Genomic DNA, 26542 nt, shown 5'->3' with positions numbered 1-26542 from the left:
GAAAGGTTTTCATTAAACGGTTATAATCATATTTACTTCGTTTATCCTGTTAGAAAAGTCACGGTAAAAAGCTCAATATTTGGGCTTGTTTGGAAAGTGAGGAGGAAATATACATAATGGTAAAGCGTAGCAGAATTCTATCATTTTTTCTAATCATTATTTTATTTGCAAGTTTGATGGGATTCACTTCGAAAGATATTTTAGGAGATGTAAAGCTTGGTCTTGATTTGCAAGGTGGGTTTGAAGTGCTTTATGAGGTGTCGCCTGCAAAAGAAGGCCAAGAAATTGACCAAGCTGCAATGTCAGCAACAGCACAATCCCTAGATCGCCGAATTAATGTCCTTGGTGTAAGTGAACCCAATATTCAAATTGAAGGGGACAACCGCATTAGGGTGCAACTGGCTGGAGTAACAGATCAAGAGCAAGCTAGGGAAATGCTTTCAACTGAGGCCAATCTAACGTTTAGAGACGTGGATGATAATGTGTTGATGGATGGGAGTGACCTTGTTGAAGGGGGAGCATCACAAACATTCGATGAAAATGGTCGTCCGAGCGTCTCTATTAAGTTAAAGAGTGCGGATAAGTTTAGAGAAGTTACTCAAGAAATTGTAAACAAACCAGCAGGGGAGAATCTACTGGTCATTTGGTTAGATTTTGAAGAAGGAGATTCATTCGCCGAAGAAGCGACAAAAGAAGATCCTAAATACTTATCAGCCCCACAAGTGAGTCAAGTATTTAATCAAGATTCGGTTTCAATTGTAGGTAACTTTACTTTAGAAGAAGCAAAAACTTTATCTGATTTATTATCGGCAGGCTCATTACCAGTTAAGTTAGATGAAGTCTATTCGACTTCTGTTGGTGCACAATTTGGTGAGTCAGCATTAGATAAAACCATTATTGGCGGAATAATAGGTATTGCTGCGATTTTCATCTTTATGATTGCTTATTACCGACTTCCTGGAGTCATTGCAGTCATCACTTTATCTGTTTACTTATATTTGACATTAGTCGTATTTAATCTGATGAATGCGGTACTCACATTACCTGGTGTGGCGGCATTAATTCTTGGAGTGGGTATGGCAGTAGATGCAAATATTATTACTTATGAAAGAATAAAAGATGAAATAAGAGTGGGCCGTTCGATTAAAGCTGCATTTAAAGCAGGTAGTAAAAACTCTTTATCAACTATTTTTGATGCCAATTTAACGACATTGTTAGCAGCTGGCGTATTGTTTATTTATGGGACAAGTTCTGTAAAAGGGTTTGCTACGACTTTAATTTTAAGTATTTTGATGAGTTTCATTACGGCTGTATACGGAGCTAGATTACTACTCTGGTTATGTGTAAATAGTAACCTGTTTAAAAACATGCCAGGCATGTTCGGTGTTCATAAGAAAGATATACACCAATTAAATGAAAACCTAGATACAGTAGACTTAACAACTAAATTTGACCGCTTTGACTTCGTTAAACATCGGAAAAAATACTATAGTTTTTCTGGCTTGATGATCGTCCTAGGAATTATTATGCTCTTTATATTCGGCTTAAACTTGAGCATTGACTTTTCACAAGGAACAAGAATTGAGCAAATGTCTAATGAGCCGTTAACGGAAGACGGTTATCAAGCATCTTTAGCAGAAATAGGTATAGAAACGGACGATATCGTTATTTCCGGTAATAATAATGAAATTGGTGTCGCCCGTATAAAAGACGAGGTATTCAATAAAGAACAAATTGCTGAGTATCAATCACAACTAGAAGATGAATATGGAAGTATTCCTAACATTAGTACTGTTACCCCAACAGTAGGTAAAGAAATAGCGATGAATGCAATAAAAGCATTAGCCATAGCGGCCATAGGAATTATTCTGTATGTCACCATCCGTTTCGAATGGAGGATGGCTTTAGCCGCAGTACTAGCTTTATTGCATGACGCCTTCTTTATTGTTGTTATATTTAGTGTGACAAGGCTAGAAGCGGATCTTACATTTATAGCTGCTGTCTTAACCATTGTTGGTTATTCAATCAATGATACAATCGTTACATTTGACCGCATACGTGAGAATATGGTTAGGAAGAAGAAAATTAAAACCTTTGAGGAGCTTGCGCAAATAGCTAATCAAAGTTTGCGGCAAACGCTGGGTCGATCAATTAATACCATTATTACAGTCGTACTAGCTGTACTCGGACTGTTGATATTTGGTAGTGAAGCGATACGTAACTTTAATATTGCTTTATTAATAGGGTTAATTGCCGGTACTTATTCATCTATCTTCCTTGCGACACAAATGTGGCTATCATGGAAAGGTATGCAACTGAAAAAGCATGGTGTATTAATTACTTATAAAGAAAAGAAACAGAAAACGGACGAACCACAAGTTTAAAAGAAGATATCAAGCATCTGCATAAAATGGCAGATGCTTTTTTTATCGCTTTTATAACATAGATGTCACTATATTCATTGCTAAATCGCAAGTATGGGTTTAGTAAGGTATATAGGTGGTATTGCTAGGTCTTTATTGTTTGCTCTCGTTTTTTATCCCCTCCATTTAGAGTCAGTATTAGTTAAAGTAGGAGGCACGCTCTAGTTATGGTTATGATTTTAGTTGTTATGGAAATAATAGGTAGATGAATGATCAAGAGGGGGATTTTTAAATGCTTGTTGAGAAAGAAGTGAGGTTTAAACGGGCCGAGAATGCAGCAATTTTAGGAATGGGGGCAAATATTGCCCTAGCTATTTTCAAATGGGTAATTGGAGTTCACTCTGGTAGTAAAGCTTTAATAGCGGATGCGATCCATTCAGCATCTGATGTAGCAGGTTCACTCGCTGTTTATATTGGCTTAATTGCAGCTAAAAGGCCTCCAGATGAGGACCATCCATATGGACACGGTAAAGCTGAATTAATTGCTGCAATTATTGTTGCTGTATTTCTATTCTTTGTTGGTATTGAGATTTTCATATCATCATTTCAATCATTATTTCAACCTGTTGAAGCTCCGAAGGTATACGCGATTATTGCTGTGATTGTTTCCATCCTAGTAAAAGAGGGAATGTTTAGATATAAGTTTAAACTGGGAAAAGAGTTAAATAGTGATGCACTTATTGTAAATGCCTATGAACACCGCTCAGATGTCTATTCCTCATTAGCTGCATTAATTGGTATAGGTAGTGCGATTATAGGAGGAAAATTAGGGCTCAATTGGCTAGAATATGCGGACCCTGTCATTGGTTTAGTAGTAGCTTTTATGATTCTCCATATGGCTTTTCAACTAGGGAAGGAAGCCATTCATAATACAATGGATCATGTGTTAAGCCCTGAGGCATCAAGTTATCTATTTTCTGCTGTCGATAAAGTAGAAGGAATTAAACGAATAGAAGAGCTGCATGCAAGAGAGCATGGGCATTACTTAATTATTGATTTAAAGATAGCCGTAGACCCATCTCTCACTGTTGAAGACGGTCATCTCATTGTAAAAAATGCAAAAGAAAAACTAATGGCTTTTCATCAAGTGCAAAACGTTTTTATTCAAATGATTCCATATGATCATACATAGGAGGGGAATAAATGAAAAATCAATGGATTATATTACTCAGTATTGTTTTTACATTAATTGTCGCTATTTTTGCTGTTATTAACGTCGATCCTGTTACGGTTAATTATCTATTCGGCGAAAGTAGTTGGCCGCTGATTCTCGTTATTTTAAGTTCTGTATTAATGGGAGGTCTCATTGTTAGTTCAGTCGGTTTAATAAAAATTTTTAATTTACAAAGAGAAGTTAAATCGTTGAAAAAACAGTTAGTAGCGCTTAAAGGAAATGAGGGACAAAAAGAAGCAGATAAAACTCATCAAGTGAAAAGTGAATTTCATGATGCTAAACAATTAAAGGTAAGCAACAACAAAGAATAATTGAAACGAATGCGACGCTCTAGTATAATGTAAAAGTTGAGGGGTGAACGTATGTTACATTCTAAAACGCGTTGGAATGTTCGTCAATCAGATGAAGCCTCTGTAGAGGAACTCATAAACGGATTAAATATTTCATCTGCGTTGGCTACATTACTTGTTAATCGCGGCTTTAATACCGTCGAATCAGCACGGTATTTTTTATTTGATGAAAAAAAAGAATTTCACGATCCTTTCTTATTAAATGATATGGATTTGGCTGTTTCGCGTATACAACGAGCGATTAAAAATAACGAATCGATTATGATTTTTGGAGACTATGATGCCGATGGTGTTACGAGTACTACTGTCATGATGAGAACATTAACATCACTAGGAGCAGATGTGCAATTTTACATACCTAACCGGTTTACGGAAGGTTATGGGCCAAATGTTCCGGCATTTCAATATGCTAGTGATATCGGTGTTTCGTTAATTATTACTGTTGATACAGGAATTGCTGCTATCGAACCTGCGCAAGCGGTTAAAGAAATGGGAATCGATTTAATTATTACGGATCATCATGAACCAGGCCCTGTCTTGCCAGAGTGTCTGGCAATCATTCATCCGAAACTTCCTGACAGTCGTTATCCTTTCAAAGAACTTGCTGGAGTTGGTGTAGCATTTAAGCTTGCTCATGCTCTATTAGGTAATGTGCCAAATGATTTATTAGAGTTTGTTGCAATTGGTACAGTTGCAGACCTTGTTTCATTGACGGATGAAAATCGGTTAATTGTGAAGAAAGGTCTTAAAAAGCTGCAATCAACACAGAATCTTGGTATCAGATCATTAATATCGTTAGCTAATGTCAAATTAGCAGAGATGACAGAAGAGACAATCGGCTTTACGATTGCACCAAGATTAAATGCTGTAGGTAGATTAGATTCTGCGGACCCTGCAGTGGAATTGTTATTAACTGAAGATGCGCTTGAGGCTGAAGCGTTAGCTGAAGAAATCGACCAAATGAATAAAGAGCGACAATCAATTGTTCATACCATGGCTGAAGAAGCGATTCAACAAGTTGAGGCGGAATATCCAATTGAGGAAAATCCGGTCATTGTAGTAGGTAAAGAAGGTTGGAACCCTGGGGTTGTTGGAATTGTGGCTTCAAGGCTAGTAGAGAAATATTATCGTCCTGTTATATGTCTAAGTTTCGATTCACAACAAGGAATAGCTAAAGGATCTGCGAGGAGTATAACTGGCTTTGATCTGTTTCATAATCTGTCGCAATCTCGAGATATCCTTCCTCATTTTGGTGGTCACCCAATGGCTGCAGGAATGACCTTGAAACTTGATGATGTTGACATACTTCGTCAAAGGCTTATCCAGCTTGCGAAGGAACAGTTAAACGAAGATGACTTTATACCGATTACTAATCTAGATGCTGAATTAAGGGTAGCTGATGTTAATTTAGAAATGATCGCTGAAATACAACAATTGGCACCGTTTGGTATTGATAATCCTAAGCCGAAAGTAATGTTAAAAGAGGCAAATGTCAGTCTGTTAAAGAGAATTGGGACCAATAAAACACATCTGAAGATTACATTAGAAGATAATGATGTGACATTGGATGGAATTGGATTTGGATTTGGAGAATACGCAGAACAAATTTCTATGGATGCTAGTCTTGCTATTGTAGGGGAACTTTCTATTAACGAATGGAATAATATAAAGAAGCCACAAGTCTTTATCCAAGATATACGTATACAAGAATGGCAATTATTTGATATTAGAGGCGCCAAACGTTTAGACACAATTGTCACACATGTCCATCATGAAAACTCTGAATGGATCGTATTTAATAAGGAAAATCATGATAAATTTTTACCTTATAATCCCAATGTATCGTTGATTCTGTCTGACGAAGAGGCAGAAAATATTATATTAGATGGTAAGCATGTGGTTTTTTGTGATTTACCACCACGAAAGGAAAGACTAGAGGCTATTTTGCGTGGGAAAAGTCCAGAAAGAATTTATTGTCATTTCTATCAAACAAATGATATATTCTCTATGGCGACTCCAAACCGTGACCATTTTAAATGGTACTATGCGCTCATTGCTAAGAGAGGGCCTTTTAACCTTGAAGAAAGAAAAGCAGAGGTAGCTAAATTTAAAGGCTGGCAAGTTTCTTATATTGATTTTATGACTGAAGTGTTTTTTGAACTAGAATTTGTTAAAATAGATAATGGGATGATTTCTCTTAGTGATGCAAAACAAAAGAGAGATTTATCGGAATCACAGGCTTTTTGCATAAAGCAACAACAAGTGAAGTTAGAAAATGAATTGCTTTATTCAAAAGCAGGTCAATTAAAAGATTGGTTTGATGGGCTGCTTCAGAATGCCTATGTGAATTGAGGAGGCAAAGGAAAGAAGATGGATTTAAAACAATATATTACTATAGTAGAGGATTGGCCAAAACCAGGTATCACATTTAAAGATATTACTACATTAATGGATAATGGTGATGCTTATAGATATGCAACAGACCAAATTGTTACTTATGCGAAAGAAAAACAGATTGACCTTGTTGTCGGGCCAGAAGCGCGTGGATTTATAATTGGATGTCCAGTAGCTTATTCTTTAGGAGTAGGATTTGCACCTGTTCGTAAAGAAGGTAAACTACCTAGAGAAACGGTAAAAGTAGATTATGGTCTGGAATATGGTAAAGATGTCTTAACTATCCATAAAGATGCGATTAAGCCTGGTCAACGCGTATTAATCACGGACGATCTTCTAGCTACGGGTGGAACCATTGAGGCAACAATAAAATTAGTAGAAGAACTAGGTGGAGTTGTTGCAGGTATTGCCTTCTTAATCGAGTTAAGCTATTTAGATGGTAAAGAGAAATTAAAGGATTATGATGTTTTAACTTTAATGACTTATTAATAGTTCTAGAGAGCACTATATGTGTTCTCTTTTTTTATTAATAGTTATTTTTAGGATAATTAAGGAGAAATTGGAATTAATTATTAGTAATTTCGACAAATTCTACGTTTTTTTGTAAAAATAAAACGCTAGCTCTTTACATCTATGTTATTTTTTTCGATAATAGTAACAATCGTTTCTTTTTTCTTAATGATATATATTTATTTTGTATAAGGAAAAGAAGATATTACACATGGTTATGGTTATTAAAAATAATTTGGGATAAAGGTGATTCCATGGCGAACGATCAGGTGTTGACCGCCGAACAAGTCATCGATAGGACAAGAGAATATTTGAATGAAGAGCATGCCCAGTTCGTCAAAAGAGCTTACGAATTCGCTAAGTCTGCTCATAGTGAACAATACCGTAAATCAGGTGAACCGTACATTATTCACCCTATTCAAGTAGCGGGAATATTAGCGGACCTGGAAATGGACCCAGCTACAGTAGCAGCTGGCTTTCTTCATGATGTTGTTGAGGATACTGAATCCACTTTAGAGGATATCGCAGAACATTTTAGTGAAGAAGTTGCTATGCTTGTAGATGGTGTAACGAAGCTGGGAAAGATTAAATATAAATCAAAAGAAGAACAGCAAGCAGAAAATCATCGTAAAATGTTTGTTGCCATGGCACAAGATATTAGAGTGATTTTAATAAAACTTGCAGATAGACTTCATAATATGCGGACGTTAAAACACTTACCTGCTGAGAAGCAAAGAAGAATCTCGAACGAAACTTTAGAGATTTTTGCTCCGCTTGCTCATAGACTAGGAATTTCTAAAATTAAGTGGGAATTAGAAGATACAGCTTTAAGATACTTGAATCCGCAGCAATATTATCGAATTGTTAACTTGATGAAGAAGAAGAGAGCAGAGAGAGAACAATATTTAGTAGATGTTATTGCGATGATGAGAGATCGTCTGGACGACGTAACCATTGAACCTGAGATTTCTGGTAGAGCTAAACATATTTATAGCATCTATCGAAAAATGGCTCTACAAAACAAACAATTCAATGAAATTTATGATCTACTAGCCGTAAGGATTGTGGTAAATAGCATAAAGGATTGTTATGCTGTTCTCGGTATTATCCACACTCATTGGAAACCAATGCCAGGCAGGTTTAAAGATTATATTGCGATGCCTAAGCAAAATATGTATCAATCATTGCATACAACAGTTATTGGTCCTAAAGGAGATCCATTAGAGGTGCAAATACGTACCTTTGATATGCATAGAATAGCTGAATTTGGTATCGCTGCTCATTGGGCTTATAAAGAAGGAACAAAGGTCGATGAAAATTCTTCATTTGAAGATAAATTAAAATGGTTTAGAGAGATATTGGATTTCCAAGATGATTCGGTTGGTGCCGAGGAGTTTATGGAATCGCTTAAGATGGACCTGTTTTCTGATATGGTCTATGTTTTTACGCCTAAAGGAGATGTCATTGAACTACCATCAGGCTCAGTACCAATAGATTTTGCCTATAGAATTCATTCAGAAATAGGTAATAAAACGATTGGTGCGAAAGTAAACGGTAAAATGGTAACACTTGATTATAAGTTGCAAACAGGGGATATTGTTGAAATATTAACTTCTAAGCATTCTTATGGGCCAAGTCAAGACTGGCTTAAATTAGCTCAATCTTCACAAGCAAAAAATAAGATTAGACAATTCTTCAAAAAGCAAAGAAAAGAAGAAAATGTTGAAAAAGGGCGCGAATTAATCGAAAAAGAGATTCGTAATATGGATTTTGAAGTAAAAGAGATTATGACCGCAGAAAATCTAAATCGTGTATCGGAAAAATATAATTTCCCATCTGAAGAAGATTTGTATGCTTCAGTTGGATACAATGGCATTACGGCATTACAGGTAGCCAATCGCCTAACTGAAAAGTTAAGAAAGCAAAGAGACCTTGAAGGTAAAAAAGATATATCCAATGCTGTAAGCGAATTGAAACAGCTTCCTCAAGCGAAAAAACGTGAATCAGGTGTACGGGTATCAGGAATTGATAACTTGCTTATTCGTTTATCGCGTTGTTGTAATCCGGTACCAGGTGATGAAATTGTCGGATTTATTACGAAGGGTAGAGGTGTCTCTGTCCATCGTGCGGACTGTACGAATATTAATACAGATGATGCGAAAGCAAGACTTATACCTGTTGAGTGGGAGACCGCTTTAAATGATCAGAAAGAGTATAATGTAGAAATAGAAATTACTGGCTATGATCGACGTGGATTATTGAATGAAGTGCTTCAGGCAGTAAATGAAGCGAAAACAAATATATCTGCAGTAACAGGTCGTTCGGACAAGAATAAAGCCGCTTCAATCAATATGTCGATCTCTATTCATAATGTAAACCATCTGCATAAAGTGGTAGAGCGTATTAAGCAGATACCCGATGTATATGCGGTTCGTCGAATTATGAATTAAAAGGAGTGGCTAGAGTTTTGAAAATTGTTGTTCAGAGAAGTAAAGCAGCCAAAGTGACTGTTGGTGAAAAAATAACCGGTAGCATTACGCATGGCTTTGTTTTGCTTGTTGGGATTACCCATGAGGATACGTTTGAAGATGCTGCTTATTTAGCTGATAAAATCGTTCATCTTCGTGTGTTTGATGATGAAGAAGGTAAAATGAATAGGTCATTACTTGATATACAAGGTGAAATTCTTTCTGTATCTCAATTCACCCTGTATGGGGACTGCCGTAAAGGGAGACGCCCTAACTTCATGAATGCTGCACGCCCTAAGAAAGCGTTAGACATCTATCTTCGCTTTAATGAAATGCTTGAGGAAAAAGGTGTCCACGTAGAAAAAGGTGAATTTGGTGCGATGATGGATGTATCTCTCACCAATGATGGTCCCGTTACACTCATTTTAGAAAGTAAATAAAAAATAAGACCCAACCTGAACAAATCTTGATTGAAGGGGATTTGATCAGGTTGTTTTTTTGTTCTAATAATTGGGCGTTGTTTGATGGGTGGTCAACTCTTCCATATCATTATTATGGTCCTAAATTTAAGGTTGTAGAGTTGGCAAAAGATCTCAAGGTCGGTGATACCGAAATTCATGTAACTTATGCCTCTCAGTTTTATGACAATAAAGGGGATAATAACCATTATCAGAGCTTATCTTTTTATGATTATAAGAATTCATTTGGTTATGATTACCCTGTAGGCACATATACAAGACATATATTTCCTACAGCATGGAAAAAGGCGGAACAGTCTATATAAACAGCAGTTCTGTTTTTGAAGAAGGCTATGATCAGTTGAAAACACCAGGTGGTAGAAATATCTGAATCAATTCAAGATTTAACACCCACGACTACAATGGCTGGAGTCCGTTGTGTTCTCCGACAGATAGAGTAGTTGAAACAATAGATGACTTACCTGGTTTTAACTCTGCAATAAAAATAATAACAAACGCAATCAAGGGTTATATCGAAATATTACTGTTATTCCAAATCAAAAATATACAGTTTCTACATATGTAAAATCATTGAGTGGTATACCTATTCTATGGTTTCATAACGGAAGTAATTAAGCTTCAACAACTATACAACCAGAAGATGAAGGAAGCCGGAAAGGTTAAAATCTCTAGAACTTTCACTGCAATCGCAGATGTATTTATTGGTCGCAGTAACGGTGGTCTCTTAACTCTGAATAGAAAATTAAAAAGGTATTAGAAGCTGTGAACGGGTGGCGATACGCTATTGGTATAAGAGATATCTCTATTATGAGTTTTGTGTTTAATGAGACAAGTGAATACATAAGTAAGCCTTTTAAAGTAGAAGATGGGATAAAAAAACTTTTATTATATACAAATGAAAAAGTTCCAGAGTCTTATAAAGAGAAGGTGAGTGAATCGAATGACTGGATTCAACATGCTGTCTCGTTTGATGACATTGAGTGGTACCGTATTTCACCGCAGCATCATCAACCAGTGCATGATGATTTATTCCCTCCCCAATCATTATTAAATAATGACAATGAATCGAACATAGAAGATGCTTTTTCTCTTAATAAGGCTAATCTACTTTTGAATGAAATACCAAAACAGGTACGTTTTAAATTATCATTAAGAGGCCATCGGATGGAGAAGAGAACAAAGAGATGTTATATACTACAACGCTGGTGGATTGTATGTCGATGAGGGCCTATCTGAAAAATTCTAATTCTCTTGGGACATATTCCAGCCTTTACAATTTGTTTATATCAAGACAATTCTCAGGGAAATTTAGATTTGTAGAGAATACCTATTTGTTTTGAATATAAACATAGAAGAATTGATGTAGCTTGAATGTAATTTGCTATTAAAGTTCTACAGAAATCCTCTTAGAAATATTGTAAAATATTCCTAAAAGGAGTGAGTTACTTGAAGGTACTGGTTTATACTGTTCTTTTATCAATTATGGTTTTAGTTGGTTGTAATGACGGTACTACACCTGGGTCTTATCAATCTATTATTATGGTAAATGGAACTGAATATGTTCTAACTCAACCTGAAAATGAAAATGTGCAATATGATCGAGATAAAGGGATTGGAAAAATTGAAAGAAAGGTTCCAATTGAACAAATCCCTGATACTCACCTATCTTCTAATGAGTTGCCAAAAGGTACTAAAATATATTCAACTATTCAAGACAGTGAATATATTATTGCAAAGCGGCCAGATATGGACAAAGAATTGTTGTATACCTTGCAAAAAAATTTAAAGTCAGCCGAATGAGATTAAATTATAAAAAAAGTACCTCTGGAAATGATGGTACTTTTTTGTGCTTTCAACATAATATTAATTTAGTTGAAAGAGTGAGATAGGCATAAAAAATGCATCTAAAAATCAACTAGATGCAAGTTAATGGACAATATCAATAGAACCATCTTCATAAATTTCTATCTTTTGATAACTACCTAAATATTCAAGAGCATCGCCCATAAATCCTTTTTCTCATTTCTTGTTGGCCTTTAAAGAACTTTTCGTAATCTAGGATTATAAAATAAAAATAAAGTTTTTGACCGTTAATTTCTGAGAAGTCTCTAGTTGAAAAGCTTTATTGTATTTCAATTTAAACAAGGCACGAGCTTCATCATGCGAAGAAAAATCAGGAATCTGGCCTTCATCTTCACGAGAAATAAATCCTTGAGTGTTTGCTCGTACATTTCGCCAAAGATAGCGTAGGAAAGTGAATGAGCTCGTGTATCTAGAGTGACAACATCAAACATAGACGAGCAAAACTACATTACACACTCTCTTTTTGTTATTGGGCTAAGGAACTCTTAATTTATGCTAGTTCAATAAATATAAAAAAACACCTGCCTAAAAGTAAAAAGGCAGGTGTGAGATTCTTATTGAAAATGTGTACGTAATCCTTGGAAGATACCTGTCGAAACAGCTTCTTGGTATTGTTCAGATGTTACTTTTATTTCCTCTGTTGCGTTACTTAAATAACCTAGTTCAAGTAATATTGCTTTGCTGTTATTTTCACGTATAACATAATAATCACCATGTCTATAACCTCTATCATTTAAGTCGATCTTCGACATAATCCCTTGATGGACATCAGCAGCAAATTGCTGTTGATAATCGTGATAGTAATAAGTAGTCATGCCTCTTACACTTCGATCGTTTATGCTATCATAATGAATACTGATGAATGCATCAGCTTTATTCATATGAGACATACTTACCCGTGATTGGAGAGGAACATATGTATCTTGTTGTCTTGTGAATATTACAGTAGCTCCTGCTGCTTTTAATTTTGCAGCCAATTTTTCAGCAGTGCGAATCGTTACTGTTTTTTCAAGTGTACCGGATGCGCCAGTTGTACCATTATCTCTTCCTCCATGGCCAGGATCTAAGACAATCACTTTGTTTTTTAATCCTGGAGTAGAAGAAGATTGGTCGGTTGGTTGAGATTGTTTGCCATTAGAAACAATCCAGCCAGCAATAAAACCTGTTTGTCCATCACCTAATTTAATTTCATACCAATCTTTTTCTGTCCCCACAACTTCAAATGTATCTCCTTGATTGGCTCTTGCTACAATGGTGGCATTAGTCGTTGCGCTTTGACGAATATTGGAGCCATTGTGCAGAATCGTTACATTTTTGACAGATGAAGACGATTTTGATTCCGGTGAGGAACTTTGATCTTTGTTCACATACCAGCTAGCAACCCATCCGTTTGTCCCATTTGGAAGCTCAATATTTGTCCAGTTATTTTCTTCCTTTAAAATACGAAAATTGTCACCTTGAGCAACTGAACCGATAATGTTCCCGTTTAATGATGGTTTTTCCCTTACATTTAAAGAACTTGCGGTAATGGTGCCATTATTATTAGTTTCTTTCTTTTTTTCTTGCTTTTTGCCTGCTTGGATATATTGACTACTTATCCATGCATTTGTCCCTTGAAATGAGATTTCAGTCCAATCATTTTCTTGTGATAAAATATCTACGGACGTACCTGAATTTAACTTACCAATTACTTTACTGTTTGTATCTGGACTAGTACGAACGTTGAGGGAATTACCAGTAATGACCCCTTGTTTAATCACCGTTTTCTTTTCTTCATTAGATGAAGAGCTTGCTTCTTGGGTTTGGCCATTCACTTGAACAAAGTCTTTGTGTACCCATACATTTCCGTACTCAGTCGTAATATTGAACCAATCTTGGTCGGTGGAGACGATTTTGTATTCTTTTCCTTTTGAGACAACGCCAACAACGCGATAATCAGTTGAAGGACCACCTCTAACTCTTAAACCATCAGCATTGATGGTAACGGTTTTTTCACTACCGCTATTTACTTGTTTTTCTTTTTCTTGCTTATTTTCTGTTTCCATTACAACAAGCCAATTGGCGACCCACCCTTTTTGGCCGGATTCAAAATCAATCTGATACCAATCACCTTCTTGATCAAGGATTGTGTAAGTCTCGTCTCTTGCCGCCATTCCTAGACTTGCATAACTTAATCCTGGACCTGTGCGAACATTAAGACTATCTGTTGCAATTCGAAGCTTTTGTCCTGCTGATTCAGCTTCTGCCTCTTTTATGGGTATTAGAAGAGCTATCACTAGAATCATACAAATGGTTATCCAAAGATGTTTTTTGCCTTGCAACCACGTTCCTCCTTCCTGTTTGCCATTTATCAAGATAAGCAAATATTTCCTCTCTCGTCAAGATAAATGAGGTTATATATACTTTCTTTTTTATGTGGCCGTTTCCCTTCTAATATCGGTTTATCAACCTGTTTTGTAAACAAGTTGTAACGTAATTACCACTTCAAACCATTCGGGAGAATTGCATGGTTTTTGTCTATTTATTTATTATTTTTATAAATATCATTCGATTTGCCCATACTAACATGAGTAAAAGACTATATGGTAAAAGGATGATTGTCTGTGAGATATGGTGAAAAAGGGATGAATGTGCAAAGTGGCGAGAACCAATTATTTGGTGTTGACTTTCATGATTTTATTCAAGCTGAGGGGAACGCCACGATGGTTGAACTTGCGAGTGAATTCGGAATTTCCTTACAAGATGTGAGAAAACTGAAAAAGAAAATTTCTAGAACGTAAATCGCCATCTATTCTATATGGAGACTTGACATCTTGTACAATGGTTATTATGATAAGAAGGATAAAATGATATTTTAATACAGTAAATGATAAAATAAATTGAACCAATGATGAAGAAGAGTAATCATTCTCCACATAAAAAGAGAGGAAATGCCATAGGCTGAAAGCATTTCTATATGATGATTTGATGAAAGAACACTTCTTAGGTTTCTCCCTGAAAAATATAAATTTATTAGGGGAAGAACGTATGCAGGCGTTATCTGTATAAAGAGACAGTATAATTATTATGCTGTAACTAGGGTGGCACCACGGGATATTCAACTCTCGTCCCTTGTATTGAAAAATACAAGGGACGAGAGTTTTTTTATTTAAGCTTTAGGAAAGAGGAGGATTTGGTATATATGTCAATCCGTTTACCAAGGGGTACCCAGGATATACTTCCTGGTCAAGTAGAGAAATGGCAATTAATAGAACAAAAAGCGAGAGAACTTTGTCATAAATTTCAATATCAGGAGATTCGCACACCGATATTTGAACATACAGATTTGTTTTTACGAAGTGTGGGAGATACAACTGATATCGTCCAGAAGGAAATGTACACATTTGATGATCGTGGAGGAAGAAGCTTAACATTGAGACCAGAAGGAACAGCTTCCACAGTACGCTCATTTGTTGAACATAAAATGTTTGGCCAAGCAAATCAGCCTGTTAAATTATATTATATGGGACCAATGTTTCGTTATGAAAGACCACAAGCTGGTCGTTTCCGCCAGTTTGTGCAATTTGGTGTAGAAGCGATAGGCAGCGATGATCCGGCCATTGACGCAGAAGTTATTGCTTTAGCCATGGCGCTTTATAAAGAAATGGGTTTGAAAAAGTTAAAACTAGTCATCAACAGTTTAGGTGATAAGGAGAGCCGGGCAAAACATCGTGAGGCCCTCATTGCTCATTTCAGCCCGAGTATTAATGAATTTTGTTCAGATTGTCAAAGCAGATTAGAGAAAAACCCTATGCGTATTCTCGATTGTAAAAAAGATCGTGAGCATCCATTGATGAAAACTGCCCCATCAATTATTGATCACTTAAATGACGAATCCAAACAATACTTCAAAAAAGTACAACAGTACTTAACAGACTTAGAAATTGAATTTGAAGTCGATGCAAATCTAGTCCGTGGTTTAGACTATTATACGCATACTGCCTTTGAGATTATGAGTGATGCGGAAGGGTTTGGCGCAATAACAACTCTTTGTGGTGGAGGCAGGTATAACGGTTTAACAGAAGAAGTCGGTGGACCGGAAGCACCTGGCATTGGCTTTGCTCTAAGTATTGAGAGATTTCTAGCTGCTTTAGAAGCCGAAAATGTTGAACTCCCAATTGATCAATCCATTGATTGTTATATTGTCGCATTAGGTGAAGAGGCGAGAGATTATTCTGTCGGTTTGCTCCACAAATTACGCCATGCAGGATATTCTGCTGAAAGAGATTATTCTGATCGTAAAATTAAGGCACAATTCAAAGCAGCCGATCGAATGAACGCAAAATATGTAGCTGTTATTGGTGAAGATGAATTAAAAAACAATAAGATTAACTTAAAAATAATGGATAGTGGGGAACAAAAGGAAATGGAGCTTGCTTCATTTATCCAAGACTTTACTGCGCTATATAGAAACTAGGAGGAATCATAGATGTTTGGAAGAACGTACTACTGCGGAGAGATTACCGAAAAAGCGATAGGTGAGAAAGTAACATTAAAGGGTTGGGTGCAAAAACGTCGTGATTTAGGAGGTCTTATCTTTATTGACCTACGTGACAGAACAGGCATAGTCCAAGTTGTCTTTAATCCGGAAGTTTCACAAGAAGCTTTAGCATTAGCAGAAAAAATTCGTAACGAATATGTGTTAGATATTGAAGGCGTCGTTATTGAAAGGGAACAAGGGACGGTTAATGAGAGCTTAACAACTGGTAAAATTGAAATTCGGGTGGAAAAAGTAACGATTCTTAATGAGGCGAAAACGCCTCCATTTACAATTGACGAAAAATCTGAAGTATCTGAGGATGTTCGCTTAAAATATCGTTATCTAGATTTAAGAAGACCAGTAATGGCCAATACATTAAAGCTACGCCATCAAGTAACAAAAGCTATTAGAGGATTCCTTGATGATGCTGATTTTATCGATGTAGAGACACCAATCTTAACGAAGAGCACACCAGAAGGAGCGCGCGATTATTTAGTGCCAAGTCGTGTGCATCCAGGAGAGTTTTACGCGCTGCCACAATCGCCACAAATATTTAAACAATTATTAATGGTCAGTGGAGTAGACCGTTATTATCAAATTGCTCGTTGCTTCCGAGATGAAGATTTACGCGCAGACCGTCAACCGGAGTTTACGCAAATTGATATTGAAATGAGCTTTATGAGCCAAGAAGATATTATTGAGTTGATGGAAAGTATGATGGCTAAAATCATGAAGGATGTTAAAGGACAAGAAGTTCATATCCCATTCCCTCGTTTAACCTATCATGAAGCTATGTCAAGATACGGTTCCGATAAGCCAGATACACGTTTTGAAATGGAGCTAACGGATTTATCTGATATCGTAAAGGATTCGAGCTTTAAAGTATTTGCTGGTGCTGTATCATCAGGTGGACAAGTGAAAGCAATCAACGTCAAAGGCGCTGCTTCCACCTATTCCCGCAAAGATATTGATGCCTTGACGGAATTTGTTTCGGTATACGGGGCTAAAGGACTTGCTTGGTTAAAAGCAGAAGAAGAAGGTTTAAAAGGCCCAATTGCTAAATTTGTATCTGAAGAAGAACAAGCAGCGATTCAGTCAGCACTTGGTGTAGAAGCTGGCGACCTATTACTATTCGTTGCGGATAAAAAATCAGTAGTTGCTGATGCATTAGGTGCGCTTCGTCTAAAATTAGGTAAGCAATTAGAATTAATTGATGAAAGCAAATTTAACTTCTTATGGGTAACGGATTGGCCGCTACTTGAGTATGACGAAGAAGATGGTCGCTATTATGCAGCACATCATCCTTTTACAATGCCACAAAGACAAGATTTGGAAAAATTAGCTGATCAGCCTGGAGAAGTAAAAGCTCAAGCGTATGACCTAGTTCTTAATGGCTATGAACTTGGCGGTGGTTCCCTACGTATATTCGAAAGAGATATTCAGGAGCGAATGTTTGAAATTCTTGGTTTTTCTAAAGAGGAAGCTGTCGAGCAATTTGGTTTCCTACTTGAAGCATTTGACTATGGTACTCCGCCACATGGAGGGATTGCACTAGGACTTGATCGTCTAGTAATGTTACTTGCTGGTAGAACGAACCTAAGAGATACAATTGCTTTCCCTAAAACAGCTAGTGCAAGTTGCGTTTTAACAGATGCACCTGGGGAAGTAAGTGAAGCACAATTAAATGATCTTCATCTCGCTTTGAATGTAAAGAATCAAGATTAATTGGTAAAAAAAGTGATTTTTGAACTATATGTCACTTCTTGAATTCATATCTTAGCTATGATAAGATTACTTCAATCATAAAGAGTCCTGATGTGTACGTCGTCTACCCTAATTTTGACCGAACATATTACCTTCGGGAGTCCGGAGTTTTCTACGTAAGCGTAAATGCCTCATTTCTAGAGGACTTACAGATGCGAGAAGCAGGACACCCACCTGCTAAGTGCGGGTTCAAAATGAAGGACCAATAACGACGGCATAATTGGGACTCTTTCAATTTATAATTGTATGTAAAACCTGATCATAGTTATCAGGTTTTTTTATCTGTGGTCGAATAATAGTGTACTTACTTAAGGGGTTTGCAAGTTAGAAACAACCCGGTGTGTGAGCGCTTCGCAAAATGGATTAGCAGGTCCCTCAGAAAGAACTCCGGGCGTGAGCGCTTCGCAAAATGGAATAGCAAGTCCCTCAGAAGGAACTCCGGGCGAGAGCGCTACGCAAAATGGAATAGCAAGTCCTTTAGAATGAATCCCGGGCGTGAGCGCTACGCAAAATGGAATAGCAAGTCCCTCAGAAGGAACTCTGGTGTGTGAGCGCTTTGCAAAATGGATGAGCAGGTCCCTCAGAAGAACTCCGGGCGAGAGCGCTACGCAAAATGGAATAGCAAGTCCTTCAGAAGGAATCCCAGGCGTGAGCGCTTCACAAAATGGATGAGCAAGCCCCTCAGAACGAAAACCGATAATGAACGCTACGCAAAATGAAATAGTAAGTCCTTCAGAAAGAACCCCGGGCGAGAGCGCTTCGCAAAATGTATTAGCAAGTCCCTCAGCAGGAAGCTCGCGTATGAGCGCTTCGCAAAATGAATGAGCAAGTCCCTCAGAAAGAACCTGGCGTGCGTATGACTTCATTATTTTTAGGGTTTAAAAAACTCAACAAATATGTACCAAAACAGGAAGGTCAAAAGAGATCATATGCCCATAAAAATCTGTTCACCTTTTTCAAAAGAAGGAATGAGAAATCCCAGTGATTTACTTGTATTTAACGGAAAGTATGATATATTTTTTTACGGGTATGATTATTTGTAGGATAGATATGGAATGGAGTTGAAATAGCATGTTACATCAGTTTTCGCGAAATGAGCTTGCCATTGGTAAAGATGGTTTAGAGACAATGAAAAATAGTACAGTGGCTGTATTAGGTATCGGGGGAGTGGGGACATTTGCAGCTGAGGCCCTTGCTCGTTCAGGTGTGGGCAGACTTGTGCTTGTTGATAAAGATGATGTGGATATTACCAATGTCAATAGACAAATTATTGCGTTGCTTTCTACTGTCGGTAGACAAAAAGTAGAAGTTATGAAAGAGAGAATTATGGATATTAATCCAGAATGTGAAGTCATTGCTTTGAAAATGTTTTATACAGAAGAAACATATGAAGATTTCTTTAGTTATAACCCTGACTTTGTCATTGATGCTTCAGACACGATTTCTTATAAGATCCACTTAATGAAAGAGTGCTTGAAAAGAGATATACCGATTATTTCTAGTATGGGTGCAGCTAATAAGATGGATCCGACAAGATTCCAAATCGCTGATATTTCTAAAACGCATACTGACCCAATTGCTAAGGTAATTCGTACTCGTTTACGAAAGGAAGGCATTCGTAAAGGTATACCCGTCGTTTTCTCTGATGAAAGTCCAATCGTTATTCGTGAAGATGTGAGAAAAACCGTTGGGAAAGATGATGCAAAAATCCGTAAGGCGAAAATGCCGCCGTCTTCTAATGCATTTGTGCCATCTGTATCAGGACTTATTATGGCAAGTTATGTTGTTAAGGAATTATTAGCCGACATTCCTATTAGTCGTGTAAATGACGAAAGTAAATAAATGAAAAAAAAGCTTGTAGTTATTGTTACTACAAGCTTTCTTCATTTATTTGCGATATTCTTTCATAACAGACATTAGTCCTTCGTAAAGTGAAAGCTCGTTTTCTAATTGATGGCTAGTTTCTTCCCATTTTTGATTAAGTTCTTTATTTCTTTCCTCTAATTGCTCATTTTCCAGTAAAAGTGCCTTGTTCTCAGATAATAATAAAAGGTCAGGGGTTGTTTTTAAGTATTCAATCACTTTCTGTATAGATAAGCTCGTAGCGTCTTCTTTAGTCTTCTTCATATTGTGATACCTAGTTTGACAGGCTGATTCTGTTCTACCTAATTTTTTTGCTGCCATGCGAAAGGCATCTGCTTTAGAATCACCATTTTGGCTATACTCATTAACCAATTCTTCTAATAGTTGATCGTCGGATTCTTGCCAAGATGCATGTGTCATCGAAAGCCTCCTTATCAAAACATTTATTATTATCCTCTACCTTAAAAAAAGAATCATACATTAGGCTTGACGGAAACAAAGTACCGGTGTACTATTTAACTAATACACTAGATGTAAAAAGGAGGAAAAAATGAATCCTTTTCGTGGCTTGCTCGTAAAAGAATTAAAGATAATGAAATCTCACTTTTATGGCGTAATTTTAACCGTGTTCTTTGCCGTGTTAATAGGCTTAGCATTGACTCATTATTTTAAGGAAGGTAATATTTTACCTGCTTTTCTGTTCTTCTTATTTTTTGCGCATATTCTGTTTTACCCTATTTTTATTTTGTATTCCTTAAATTTAGAGACAAAGACGCAAGGGTGGTTGCATAACCCAAATCGGGGTTCTTATTTATTGAGTAGTAAGCTAGTGGCCATTAGTATTTATTTTGTAATGTCGATAGTCATTACCATTTTCTTAGCAATAGGGAGCTATTATTATAATCCTAATGTCTCATTCTATGACAACATACCAGTTGTTCTTCCGCTTTACTTATTATTATTTATCACTTGTTTGTCTTTCTATTTTGGTTTATGGTTCTGTTTTTATTGGTTCGTTTACTATAGCTTAAAAAATGTACCAATCTTAGGAAGGGTGCGCTCAGTATCTTTATTTATCATAGTAGTTGTGCAAATGTTCATTTCTGGTTTAATAGGTGAAAGCGATTGGTACAAACAATTAGTCCATATGAGTGAGCTTGATTTAAATGTAGATTGGCTGCATTTCAACTTTTTTGTTCAATCAGACGGGTTCACATTCAATATGGCTGATAGTACAATCTCCATTGTAGAAATCCTTTTATACCTCGTTACAGCTAGTCTGTTATTCATTACCTCGACTTGGTTGCTCGAAAAGAAGGTTGAGGTGTAATAATGGCGAAAGAGTTTCATTCATCACAGCCGATATATCTCCAAATCATGGAACGGGTTTGTCAACAGATTGTGAGAAAAGAGTTAGCTCCAGGGGAAAAGTTACCCTCTGTTCGTGAGATGGCACTTACATTTGGGGTGAATCCAAATACAATTCAAAGAACGTATCAAGAGCTAGAAAGGATGGAAGTCGCCTTGGCGAAGCGTGGGCAAGGAACATTTGTAACAGAAGATACAGCCAAGTTAATGAACTTAAAAAGAGATATGCAAAAGCAGATCATCCAATCCTATGTAAATAATTTGCGAGAGTTAGGCTTTTCTAATGAGGAAATGAAACAAGGGCTATCTCAATTCCTGAAGGAGGATCATGATGATTGAGATTCATAAGGTGAATAAGAAATATGGCTTTAATCAGGTTTTGAAAGATATCAGCTTTACAATACGCCCTGGGAAAATCATCGGCCTAGTGGGACCGAATGGAAGTGGAAAATCCACCATATTGAAACTCATCTCTGGTCTAACTTATCCTTCAAGTGGTGAAGTCAATGTATTAGGCGAGCCTGCTAATAGAAGAATTGCGTCCAAAGTCATCTATTTAACAGAGGCAGACAGTTTTTATCCTTCTTTTACGGTTAGAGATATGCTGAATTTTTATGAGAGCCAATTTGCTGATTTTGAACAAGATAAAGCAATGGAACTACTTCAATTTATGAACTTAAATGATTCAGTAAAAATTAGGTCATTATCGAAAGGAAACCGTGGACGGTTAAAGTTAGTATTGGCTCTTGCTAGAAGAGCACCTATTCTACTTTTAGATGAACCATTTTCTGGATTAGATCCAATGGTTCGGGATTCGTTGGTTCAAGGATTATTAAGCTTTATTGATTTTGAGAAACAAACAGTGCTAATGGCTACACATGAAATAGAAGAAGTTGAAACAGTCCTTGACGAATTGATTATGATAGAAGATGGGAAATTTCTTGGTCAGTATCATGTAGAAACAATAAGAGAAGAAAAAGGGCTGTCTATCAAAGAATGGATGAAAGAAACATATAAGGGGTGAGGAAAAGAAATGAAAGCAGTAGTTAAAATTGAAAATGTAACAAAGATCATTAAAAAGAGAAAAATTATTGATTCCTTAAGTTTTGAAGTAATGGAAGGAGAGGTTTTTGGGTTTCTAGGCCCTAATGGTGCGGGTAAAACAACCACTATTCGGATGATTGTTGGCTTAATTGGCATTAGTGAAGGTGATATTAAAATTCTTGACAATAGTGTGCAAACAAACTTTGAGAAGGCAATCCAACATGTAGGAGCGATTGTTGAAAATCCAGAAATGTATAAATTTATGAGTGGATATCAAAATCTCCTCCATTACGCAAAAATGGCAGAGGGAATTACAAAAGAAAAAATTATGGAGACAGTAGAGTTTGTTGGTTTGACTGAGAGAATACATGATAAGGTGAAGACTTATTCTTTAGGTATGCGGCAACGACTAGGGTTAGCTCAATGTTTGTTACATGACCCTAAAGTGTTAATTCTGGATGAACCAACAAATGGATTAGACCCCGCTGGTATTCGTGAAATCCGTGACCATGTAAGGAAGTTAGCAAGAGAAAGAGGAATGGCAGTCATTGTATCTAGTCATCTACTATCAGAAATGGAAATGATGTGTGATCGAGTCGGTATTATTCAAAAAGGTAAATTAATTACGATTCAGTCTGTCCATGAGCAAGTAGAAGGAGGAGCAAAGGAATATGAAATTGACGTCGATCATCCAACAGAAGCAATGTTTGCTGTCAATAGATTAATTCCACAACAGCAAGCAGAAGTGAAGGGAAATACGCTTATGCTGCGAGCACAAAAAGAGGATATCCCTTTATTGGTGAAAGAGTGGGTTCATGATGGAATTAATATATATCGTATTCAAGAAACGACGAAAACGTTGGAAGACCGCTTTCTTGAAGTGACAACACTACAGAAGGAGGCGGAATAAGCGATGTTCTCATTAATTAGAAACGAATGGGTGAAAATCTTTAAACGAAGTGGCACTTATGTAATGATTGGCATTCTTCTTTTTATCGTCGCTGTAGCAGGTGCTTTTATGAAATACCAAGATGTACAAGGATCAGTCCCTCCAAATGAGCAATGGCAAAAAGGGTTACAAATGGAGATAGACTCCTATGAGAAGGAGCTGGAGAATTCCGGAGATATGCTTCCAGAGGATGTAAAAGAAAGCTATGAAAAGATCATTGCCATTAATGAATATCGCATCGAAAACAATATATCACCAAATGGAGATTACGAGGCACTGAGTTTTATATCTGATATGTCTTCGCTAATAGATTTTGCCGGTTTGTTTATGATTATTATTGCTGGAGGGATTGTAGCAAGTGAATTTAATTGGGGAACGATTAAACTGCTACTCATTCGCCCAATTACTAGAAGTAAAATTCTTCTCTCCAAGTACATAACTGTGCTGTTATTTGGTTTCAGTTTGCTCTTTTTACTTTTCATGTTCTCTGGCATATTAGGCCTCGTTCTATTTGGTTTAGGTGGTAGTGAACCGTATCTCTTATATCAAGATGGAGTAGTAAAAGAACAGTCAATGATTTTGCATTTAATCAATGTGTATAGTTTATCATCCATTCAAAACATTATGCTAGCAACGATGGCCTTTATGATTTCATCAGCATTCAGAAGTAGTTCATTAGCAATTGGTTTATCTATTTTCCTTATGTTTGCTGGTGGACAAATTACTCACCTCATTGCGATGAAGTATGATTGGGCGAAATATAGTTTATTTGCTAATACCGATCTGTTTCAGTACTTTGAAGGAACACCGATGTTACCAGGAATGACGTTAACTTTTTCCGTTATCATGTTGATTGTTTATTTTCTGATATTCCAAATCATTGCATTTATCATATTTAAGAAAAGAGATATAGCTGGATAAAATCTAGAAGCTGCTGGAAATTTCCAGCAGCTTATTTTTATGGGTAAAATGGCCAAAATAATCATTGAAGGAGTGTGGGGTCATGAGGATAAAGTGGTTTTTTCTCGTTTTTATAATGATTTTATTTATACCATTTCGTATTAGCGAGGCTTCGATTAAGGAAAGAGATGAATACGAACAATTGGGCCTAGCCATTTGGGATTTTTGCCAAATGAAAGGAAATTATGTAGCACTTACATTTGATGATGGACCAGATCCTGTATACACGCCGCAAATCTTAGATTTATTAAAAAAATATCAAGTAAAGGCGACTTTCTTTGTCGTGGGGAAAAAAGCAAAGGATTTCCCTGAGGTGATACAGCGTATAAATAAAGAAGGTCATGAAATTGCTAATCATACGTATAACCACGGATATGATGTTTTAATTAAAGAAGATAAATTGACAGAAGAACTTATAAAGACAGAGGAGGTTGTGAAAGCCATTACTTCTAAATCAATGACGTTATATCGACCAGTTGCAGGGATATACAATGATACTATTATGAATACAGCTACAAAACAAGGTTATTTAGTAACGATGTGGTCTTGGCATCAAGATCCTAAAGATTGGATGAACCCTGGTGTTTATCCTATTTTTCATCACGTATCTACTGCGATGAAACCTGGAGATATAATTGTTTTACATGATGCTGGTGGTGATCGTTCACAGACAGTGTTTGCACTAGAGGAAATCTTGAAAACAATGAAAAATATTGAATTTAAAGGGGTAACTGTGTCCGAGCTTATTTTACTTTCACAAGAGATTCCAACAACTATCTTCGATGCAAAATAACAGGTTTTCTATTTTTTTTGAGTGGCAATATGATGAAAAGATATGTTCTGCGTTACTTATCAGAGTGACAAGAGATAGATAAGGCATTGCCAAGTATTTTATTGTTAACAAATGAGGAAAATCCACTCAAACATTTAGAACTGAGTGGATTTACTATCTTTTTTAGCCAGAATCTTACTGTTGTAGCCGTTTGTAAACATTGGAAAGAGCTTGTTCAAATTTACCGTTCGTTTTTGGCTCATAATAAGTTTTCTGCTTAATGTTATTAGGCAAGTATTGTTGCTTTACCCATCCATTTTCATAATCATGCGGGTATTGATAGTCAATGCCTCTACCTAATTCTTTCGCCCCTTTATAATGGGCGTCTTTTAGGTGATCTGGAACTTCACCGCTAATGCCTGCACGTATATCTGATAAAGCCCGGTCAATCGCCATAATAGCTGAATTAGATTTCGGTGAAAGGCATAGCTCAATCACTGCATTAGCTAACGGAATTCTTGCTTCAGGGAAACCTAACCGCTCTGCTGATTCAATGGCTGATAATGTTCTTTGTCCAGCTTGGGGGGAGGCAAGTCCGATATCTTCATAAGCGATAACCAATAGTCTTCTTGTAATACTAACCATATCTCCTGCCTCAATTAATCTGCCTAAATAATGAAGGGAGGCATTCACGTCACTTCCACGAATGGATTTTTGAAATCCAGATAAAACATCGTAATGTGCATCACCATCTTTGTCATGTGCCATACTCTTTTTTTGCATGCATTCTTCGGCAGCTGAAAGTGTGATGAGGATAGTACCTGAGTCATCTGGTTCAGTTGAAAGCACTGCCAATTCAAGCGCATTTAGCGAACTACGAACATCGCCTCCAGATGCAGTTGCAAAGTGAGTTAATGCCTCATCTTCTATGTCTATTGTCTTATTACCCAGCCCTCTATCTTCATCAGCAATAGCTACTTTTAATGCGGTTTTAATCTCTTCCACTTCTAATGGCTTTAGTTCGAAAATTTGACATCGACTTCTGATGGCGGGGTTAATTGCATGATAAGGATTGCTAGTAGTAGCACCTATTAAGGTAATCATGCCATTTTCTAAATAAGGTAAAAGAAAATCCTGTTTTGCTTTATCTAAGCGATGAACCTCATCTAATAATAAAATAACCTTACCTGACATCTTTGCTTCGGCTGCTACGACTTCCATATCCTTTTTATTATTTGTCACTGCGTTTAAAGTGCGAAAAGCGAATTTAGTACTACCAGCTATTGCACTAGCAATAGAGGTTTTTCCAATTCCTGGTGGTCCGTATAATATCATCGATGATAGTTGTTTCGCTTTTACCATTCTATGAATAATTTTACCTTCTCCCACGAGGTGTTGTTGACCAATAATTTCATTGATTGTTCTTGGTCTCATTCGAAAAGCTAACGGTTTGATACTCAACTATATCACTCCTAATTAGATAAGAGGCTTATCCTGTTCCTTTTGATAACATATCATAAAATTAAAATAGCTAAAATGATTAACGCTTGCAAATGTGCTATAATAGCAAGGTCTATTTATATGTTGTGAAGAAAAATGTTTTTAACCTATCCAACTACTTATTAAAGAGTATTCTACCATT

The 26542-nt window shown here is 36.6% G+C and carries 24 protein-coding genes, 1 other RNA gene and 1 other annotated feature; of the genes, 22 read left to right on the top strand and 3 right to left on the bottom strand.

Annotation, left to right across the window (positions count from 1 at the left end):
* Window positions 1–116 precede the first annotated feature (116 nt).
* The 10 genes from secDF (at window position 117) to MHI57_RS07995 (ending at window position 11598) form a co-directional block, all read left to right on the top strand.
* A complete protein-coding gene (gene secDF / locus MHI57_RS08040; protein ID WP_095372439.1) occupies window positions 117–2384 on the top strand; it encodes a protein translocase subunit SecDF in 2268 nt (755 codons plus the stop codon).
* A 271-nt stretch (window positions 2385–2655) separates the two neighbouring features.
* Complete coding sequence (locus tag MHI57_RS08035) at window positions 2656–3555, top strand: cation diffusion facilitator family transporter (RefSeq protein WP_095372440.1); 900 nt, start codon at window positions 2656–2658, stop codon at window positions 3553–3555.
* An 11-nt stretch (window positions 3556–3566) separates the two neighbouring features.
* Entirely contained in the window at window positions 3567–3908 is a 342-nt protein-coding gene (locus tag MHI57_RS08030; protein ID WP_095372441.1) for a LapA family protein, read from the top strand.
* Between the two features lie 51 nt (window positions 3909–3959).
* Entirely contained in the window at window positions 3960–6299 is a 2340-nt protein-coding gene (recJ, locus tag MHI57_RS08025) for a single-stranded-DNA-specific exonuclease RecJ (protein WP_340975738.1), read from the top strand.
* An 18-nt stretch (window positions 6300–6317) separates the two neighbouring features.
* Window positions 6318–6830 carry an adenine phosphoribosyltransferase gene (locus MHI57_RS08020; RefSeq protein ID WP_095372443.1) on the top strand — a complete coding sequence of 171 codons (513 nt, stop codon included), beginning with the start codon at window positions 6318–6320 and terminating at the stop codon, window positions 6828–6830.
* Window positions 6831–7105: 275 nt separating this feature from the next.
* Window positions 7106–9301 carry a RelA/SpoT family protein gene (locus tag MHI57_RS08015; RefSeq protein ID WP_095372444.1) on the top strand — a complete coding sequence of 732 codons (2196 nt, stop codon included), beginning with the start codon at window positions 7106–7108 and terminating at the stop codon, window positions 9299–9301.
* Window positions 9302–9318: 17 nt separating this feature from the next.
* Window positions 9319–9759, top strand: a complete 441-nt coding sequence (dtd, locus tag MHI57_RS08010; protein WP_340975737.1) for a D-aminoacyl-tRNA deacylase — start codon at window positions 9319–9321, stop codon at window positions 9757–9759.
* 140 nt (window positions 9760–9899) lie between these two features.
* Window positions 9900–10103 carry a hypothetical protein gene (locus MHI57_RS08005; protein WP_340975733.1) on the top strand — a complete coding sequence of 68 codons (204 nt, stop codon included), beginning with the start codon at window positions 9900–9902 and terminating at the stop codon, window positions 10101–10103.
* 502 nt (window positions 10104–10605) lie between these two features.
* Window positions 10606–11022, top strand: a complete 417-nt coding sequence (locus MHI57_RS08000; RefSeq protein ID WP_340975730.1) for a hypothetical protein — start codon at window positions 10606–10608, stop codon at window positions 11020–11022.
* A gap of 222 nt (window positions 11023–11244) precedes the next feature.
* Complete coding sequence (locus MHI57_RS07995; protein WP_340975728.1) at window positions 11245–11598, top strand: hypothetical protein; 354 nt, start codon at window positions 11245–11247, stop codon at window positions 11596–11598.
* Window positions 11599–12215: 617 nt separating this feature from the next.
* Here the strand turns inward: MHI57_RS07995 and MHI57_RS07990 are convergent.
* Window positions 12216–13982: an SH3 domain-containing protein gene (locus MHI57_RS07990; RefSeq protein ID WP_095372446.1), complete on the bottom strand. Its 1767-nt coding sequence runs from the start codon at window positions 13980–13982 to the stop codon at window positions 12216–12218.
* A gap of 282 nt (window positions 13983–14264) precedes the next feature.
* Here MHI57_RS07990 and MHI57_RS07985 point away from each other — a divergent pair, with 282 nt between their 5' ends.
* The 6 genes from MHI57_RS07985 (at window position 14265) to MHI57_RS07960 (ending at window position 19786) form a co-directional block, all read left to right on the top strand.
* Window positions 14265–14441: a hypothetical protein gene (locus MHI57_RS07985; RefSeq protein WP_180316944.1), complete on the top strand. Its 177-nt coding sequence runs from the start codon at window positions 14265–14267 to the stop codon at window positions 14439–14441.
* A 98-nt stretch (window positions 14442–14539) separates the two neighbouring features.
* Window positions 14540–14776 (top strand) — a binding site (T-box leader).
* A 66-nt stretch (window positions 14777–14842) separates the two neighbouring features.
* Window positions 14843–16117, top strand: coding sequence for a histidine--tRNA ligase (gene hisS, locus MHI57_RS07980; RefSeq protein WP_095372447.1), 1275 nt, complete (start codon window positions 14843–14845; stop codon window positions 16115–16117).
* 12 nt (window positions 16118–16129) lie between these two features.
* Window positions 16130–17905 carry an aspartate--tRNA ligase gene (gene aspS, locus MHI57_RS07975; RefSeq protein WP_307312785.1) on the top strand — a complete coding sequence of 592 codons (1776 nt, stop codon included), beginning with the start codon at window positions 16130–16132 and terminating at the stop codon, window positions 17903–17905.
* An 81-nt stretch (window positions 17906–17986) separates the two neighbouring features.
* Window positions 17987–18175: non-coding RNA, 6S RNA (gene ssrS / locus MHI57_RS07970), on the top strand.
* 468 nt (window positions 18176–18643) lie between these two features.
* Window positions 18644–18769 (top strand): hypothetical protein, encoded by a 126-nt coding sequence (locus MHI57_RS07965; protein ID WP_340975723.1) that lies wholly within the window; start codon window positions 18644–18646, stop codon window positions 18767–18769.
* A 246-nt stretch (window positions 18770–19015) separates the two neighbouring features.
* Complete coding sequence (locus MHI57_RS07960) at window positions 19016–19786, top strand: tRNA threonylcarbamoyladenosine dehydratase (protein WP_095372451.1); 771 nt, start codon at window positions 19016–19018, stop codon at window positions 19784–19786.
* A gap of 45 nt (window positions 19787–19831) precedes the next feature.
* On the opposite strand, the gene MHI57_RS07955 is transcribed toward MHI57_RS07960, so the two are convergent.
* Window positions 19832–20227 carry an SANT/Myb-like DNA-binding domain-containing protein gene (locus MHI57_RS07955; RefSeq protein WP_095372452.1) on the bottom strand — a complete coding sequence of 132 codons (396 nt, stop codon included), beginning with the start codon at window positions 20225–20227 and terminating at the stop codon, window positions 19832–19834.
* A gap of 130 nt (window positions 20228–20357) precedes the next feature.
* On the opposite strand from MHI57_RS07955, the gene MHI57_RS07950 reads away from it, so the two are divergent.
* The 6 genes from MHI57_RS07950 to MHI57_RS07925 all read left to right on the top strand — a co-directional run bounded on the left by MHI57_RS07950 (window position 20358) and on the right by MHI57_RS07925 (window position 24921).
* On the top strand, window positions 20358–21137 hold the full coding sequence (locus MHI57_RS07950; protein ID WP_095372453.1) for a hypothetical protein: 780 nt from the start codon (window positions 20358–20360) through the stop codon (window positions 21135–21137).
* Window positions 21138–21139: 2 nt separating this feature from the next.
* Complete coding sequence (locus MHI57_RS07945) at window positions 21140–21514, top strand: GntR family transcriptional regulator (protein ID WP_095372454.1); 375 nt, start codon at window positions 21140–21142, stop codon at window positions 21512–21514.
* On the top strand, window positions 21504–22199 hold the full coding sequence (locus MHI57_RS07940; protein WP_340975719.1) for an ABC transporter ATP-binding protein: 696 nt from the start codon (window positions 21504–21506) through the stop codon (window positions 22197–22199). The genes MHI57_RS07945 and MHI57_RS07940 overlap by 11 nt, the downstream gene beginning before the upstream one ends.
* 9 nt (window positions 22200–22208) lie before the next feature.
* Window positions 22209–23129, top strand: a complete 921-nt coding sequence (locus MHI57_RS07935) for an ABC transporter ATP-binding protein (RefSeq protein WP_322909623.1) — start codon at window positions 22209–22211, stop codon at window positions 23127–23129.
* 3 nt (window positions 23130–23132) lie between these two features.
* A complete protein-coding gene (locus MHI57_RS07930) occupies window positions 23133–24089 on the top strand; it encodes an ABC transporter permease (protein WP_095372457.1) in 957 nt (318 codons plus the stop codon).
* Between the two features lie 82 nt (window positions 24090–24171).
* The gene (locus MHI57_RS07925) at window positions 24172–24921 is read left to right on the top strand and encodes a polysaccharide deacetylase family protein (protein WP_322909622.1); all 750 of its coding nucleotides are present in this window, start codon (window positions 24172–24174) and stop codon (window positions 24919–24921) included.
* 174 nt (window positions 24922–25095) lie between these two features.
* On the opposite strand, the gene MHI57_RS07920 is transcribed toward MHI57_RS07925, so the two are convergent.
* Window positions 25096–26361, bottom strand: coding sequence for a replication-associated recombination protein A (locus tag MHI57_RS07920; protein ID WP_095372459.1), 1266 nt, complete (start codon window positions 26359–26361; stop codon window positions 25096–25098).
* Between the last annotated feature and the right edge of the window lie 181 nt (window positions 26362–26542).

Source organism: Cytobacillus sp. FSL K6-0129, assembly GCF_038007625.1.
Classification (GTDB): Bacteria; Bacillota; Bacilli; order Bacillales; family Cytobacillaceae; genus Cytobacillus; species Cytobacillus kochii.
This window is presented reverse-complemented; position numbering and strand designations above follow the sequence as displayed.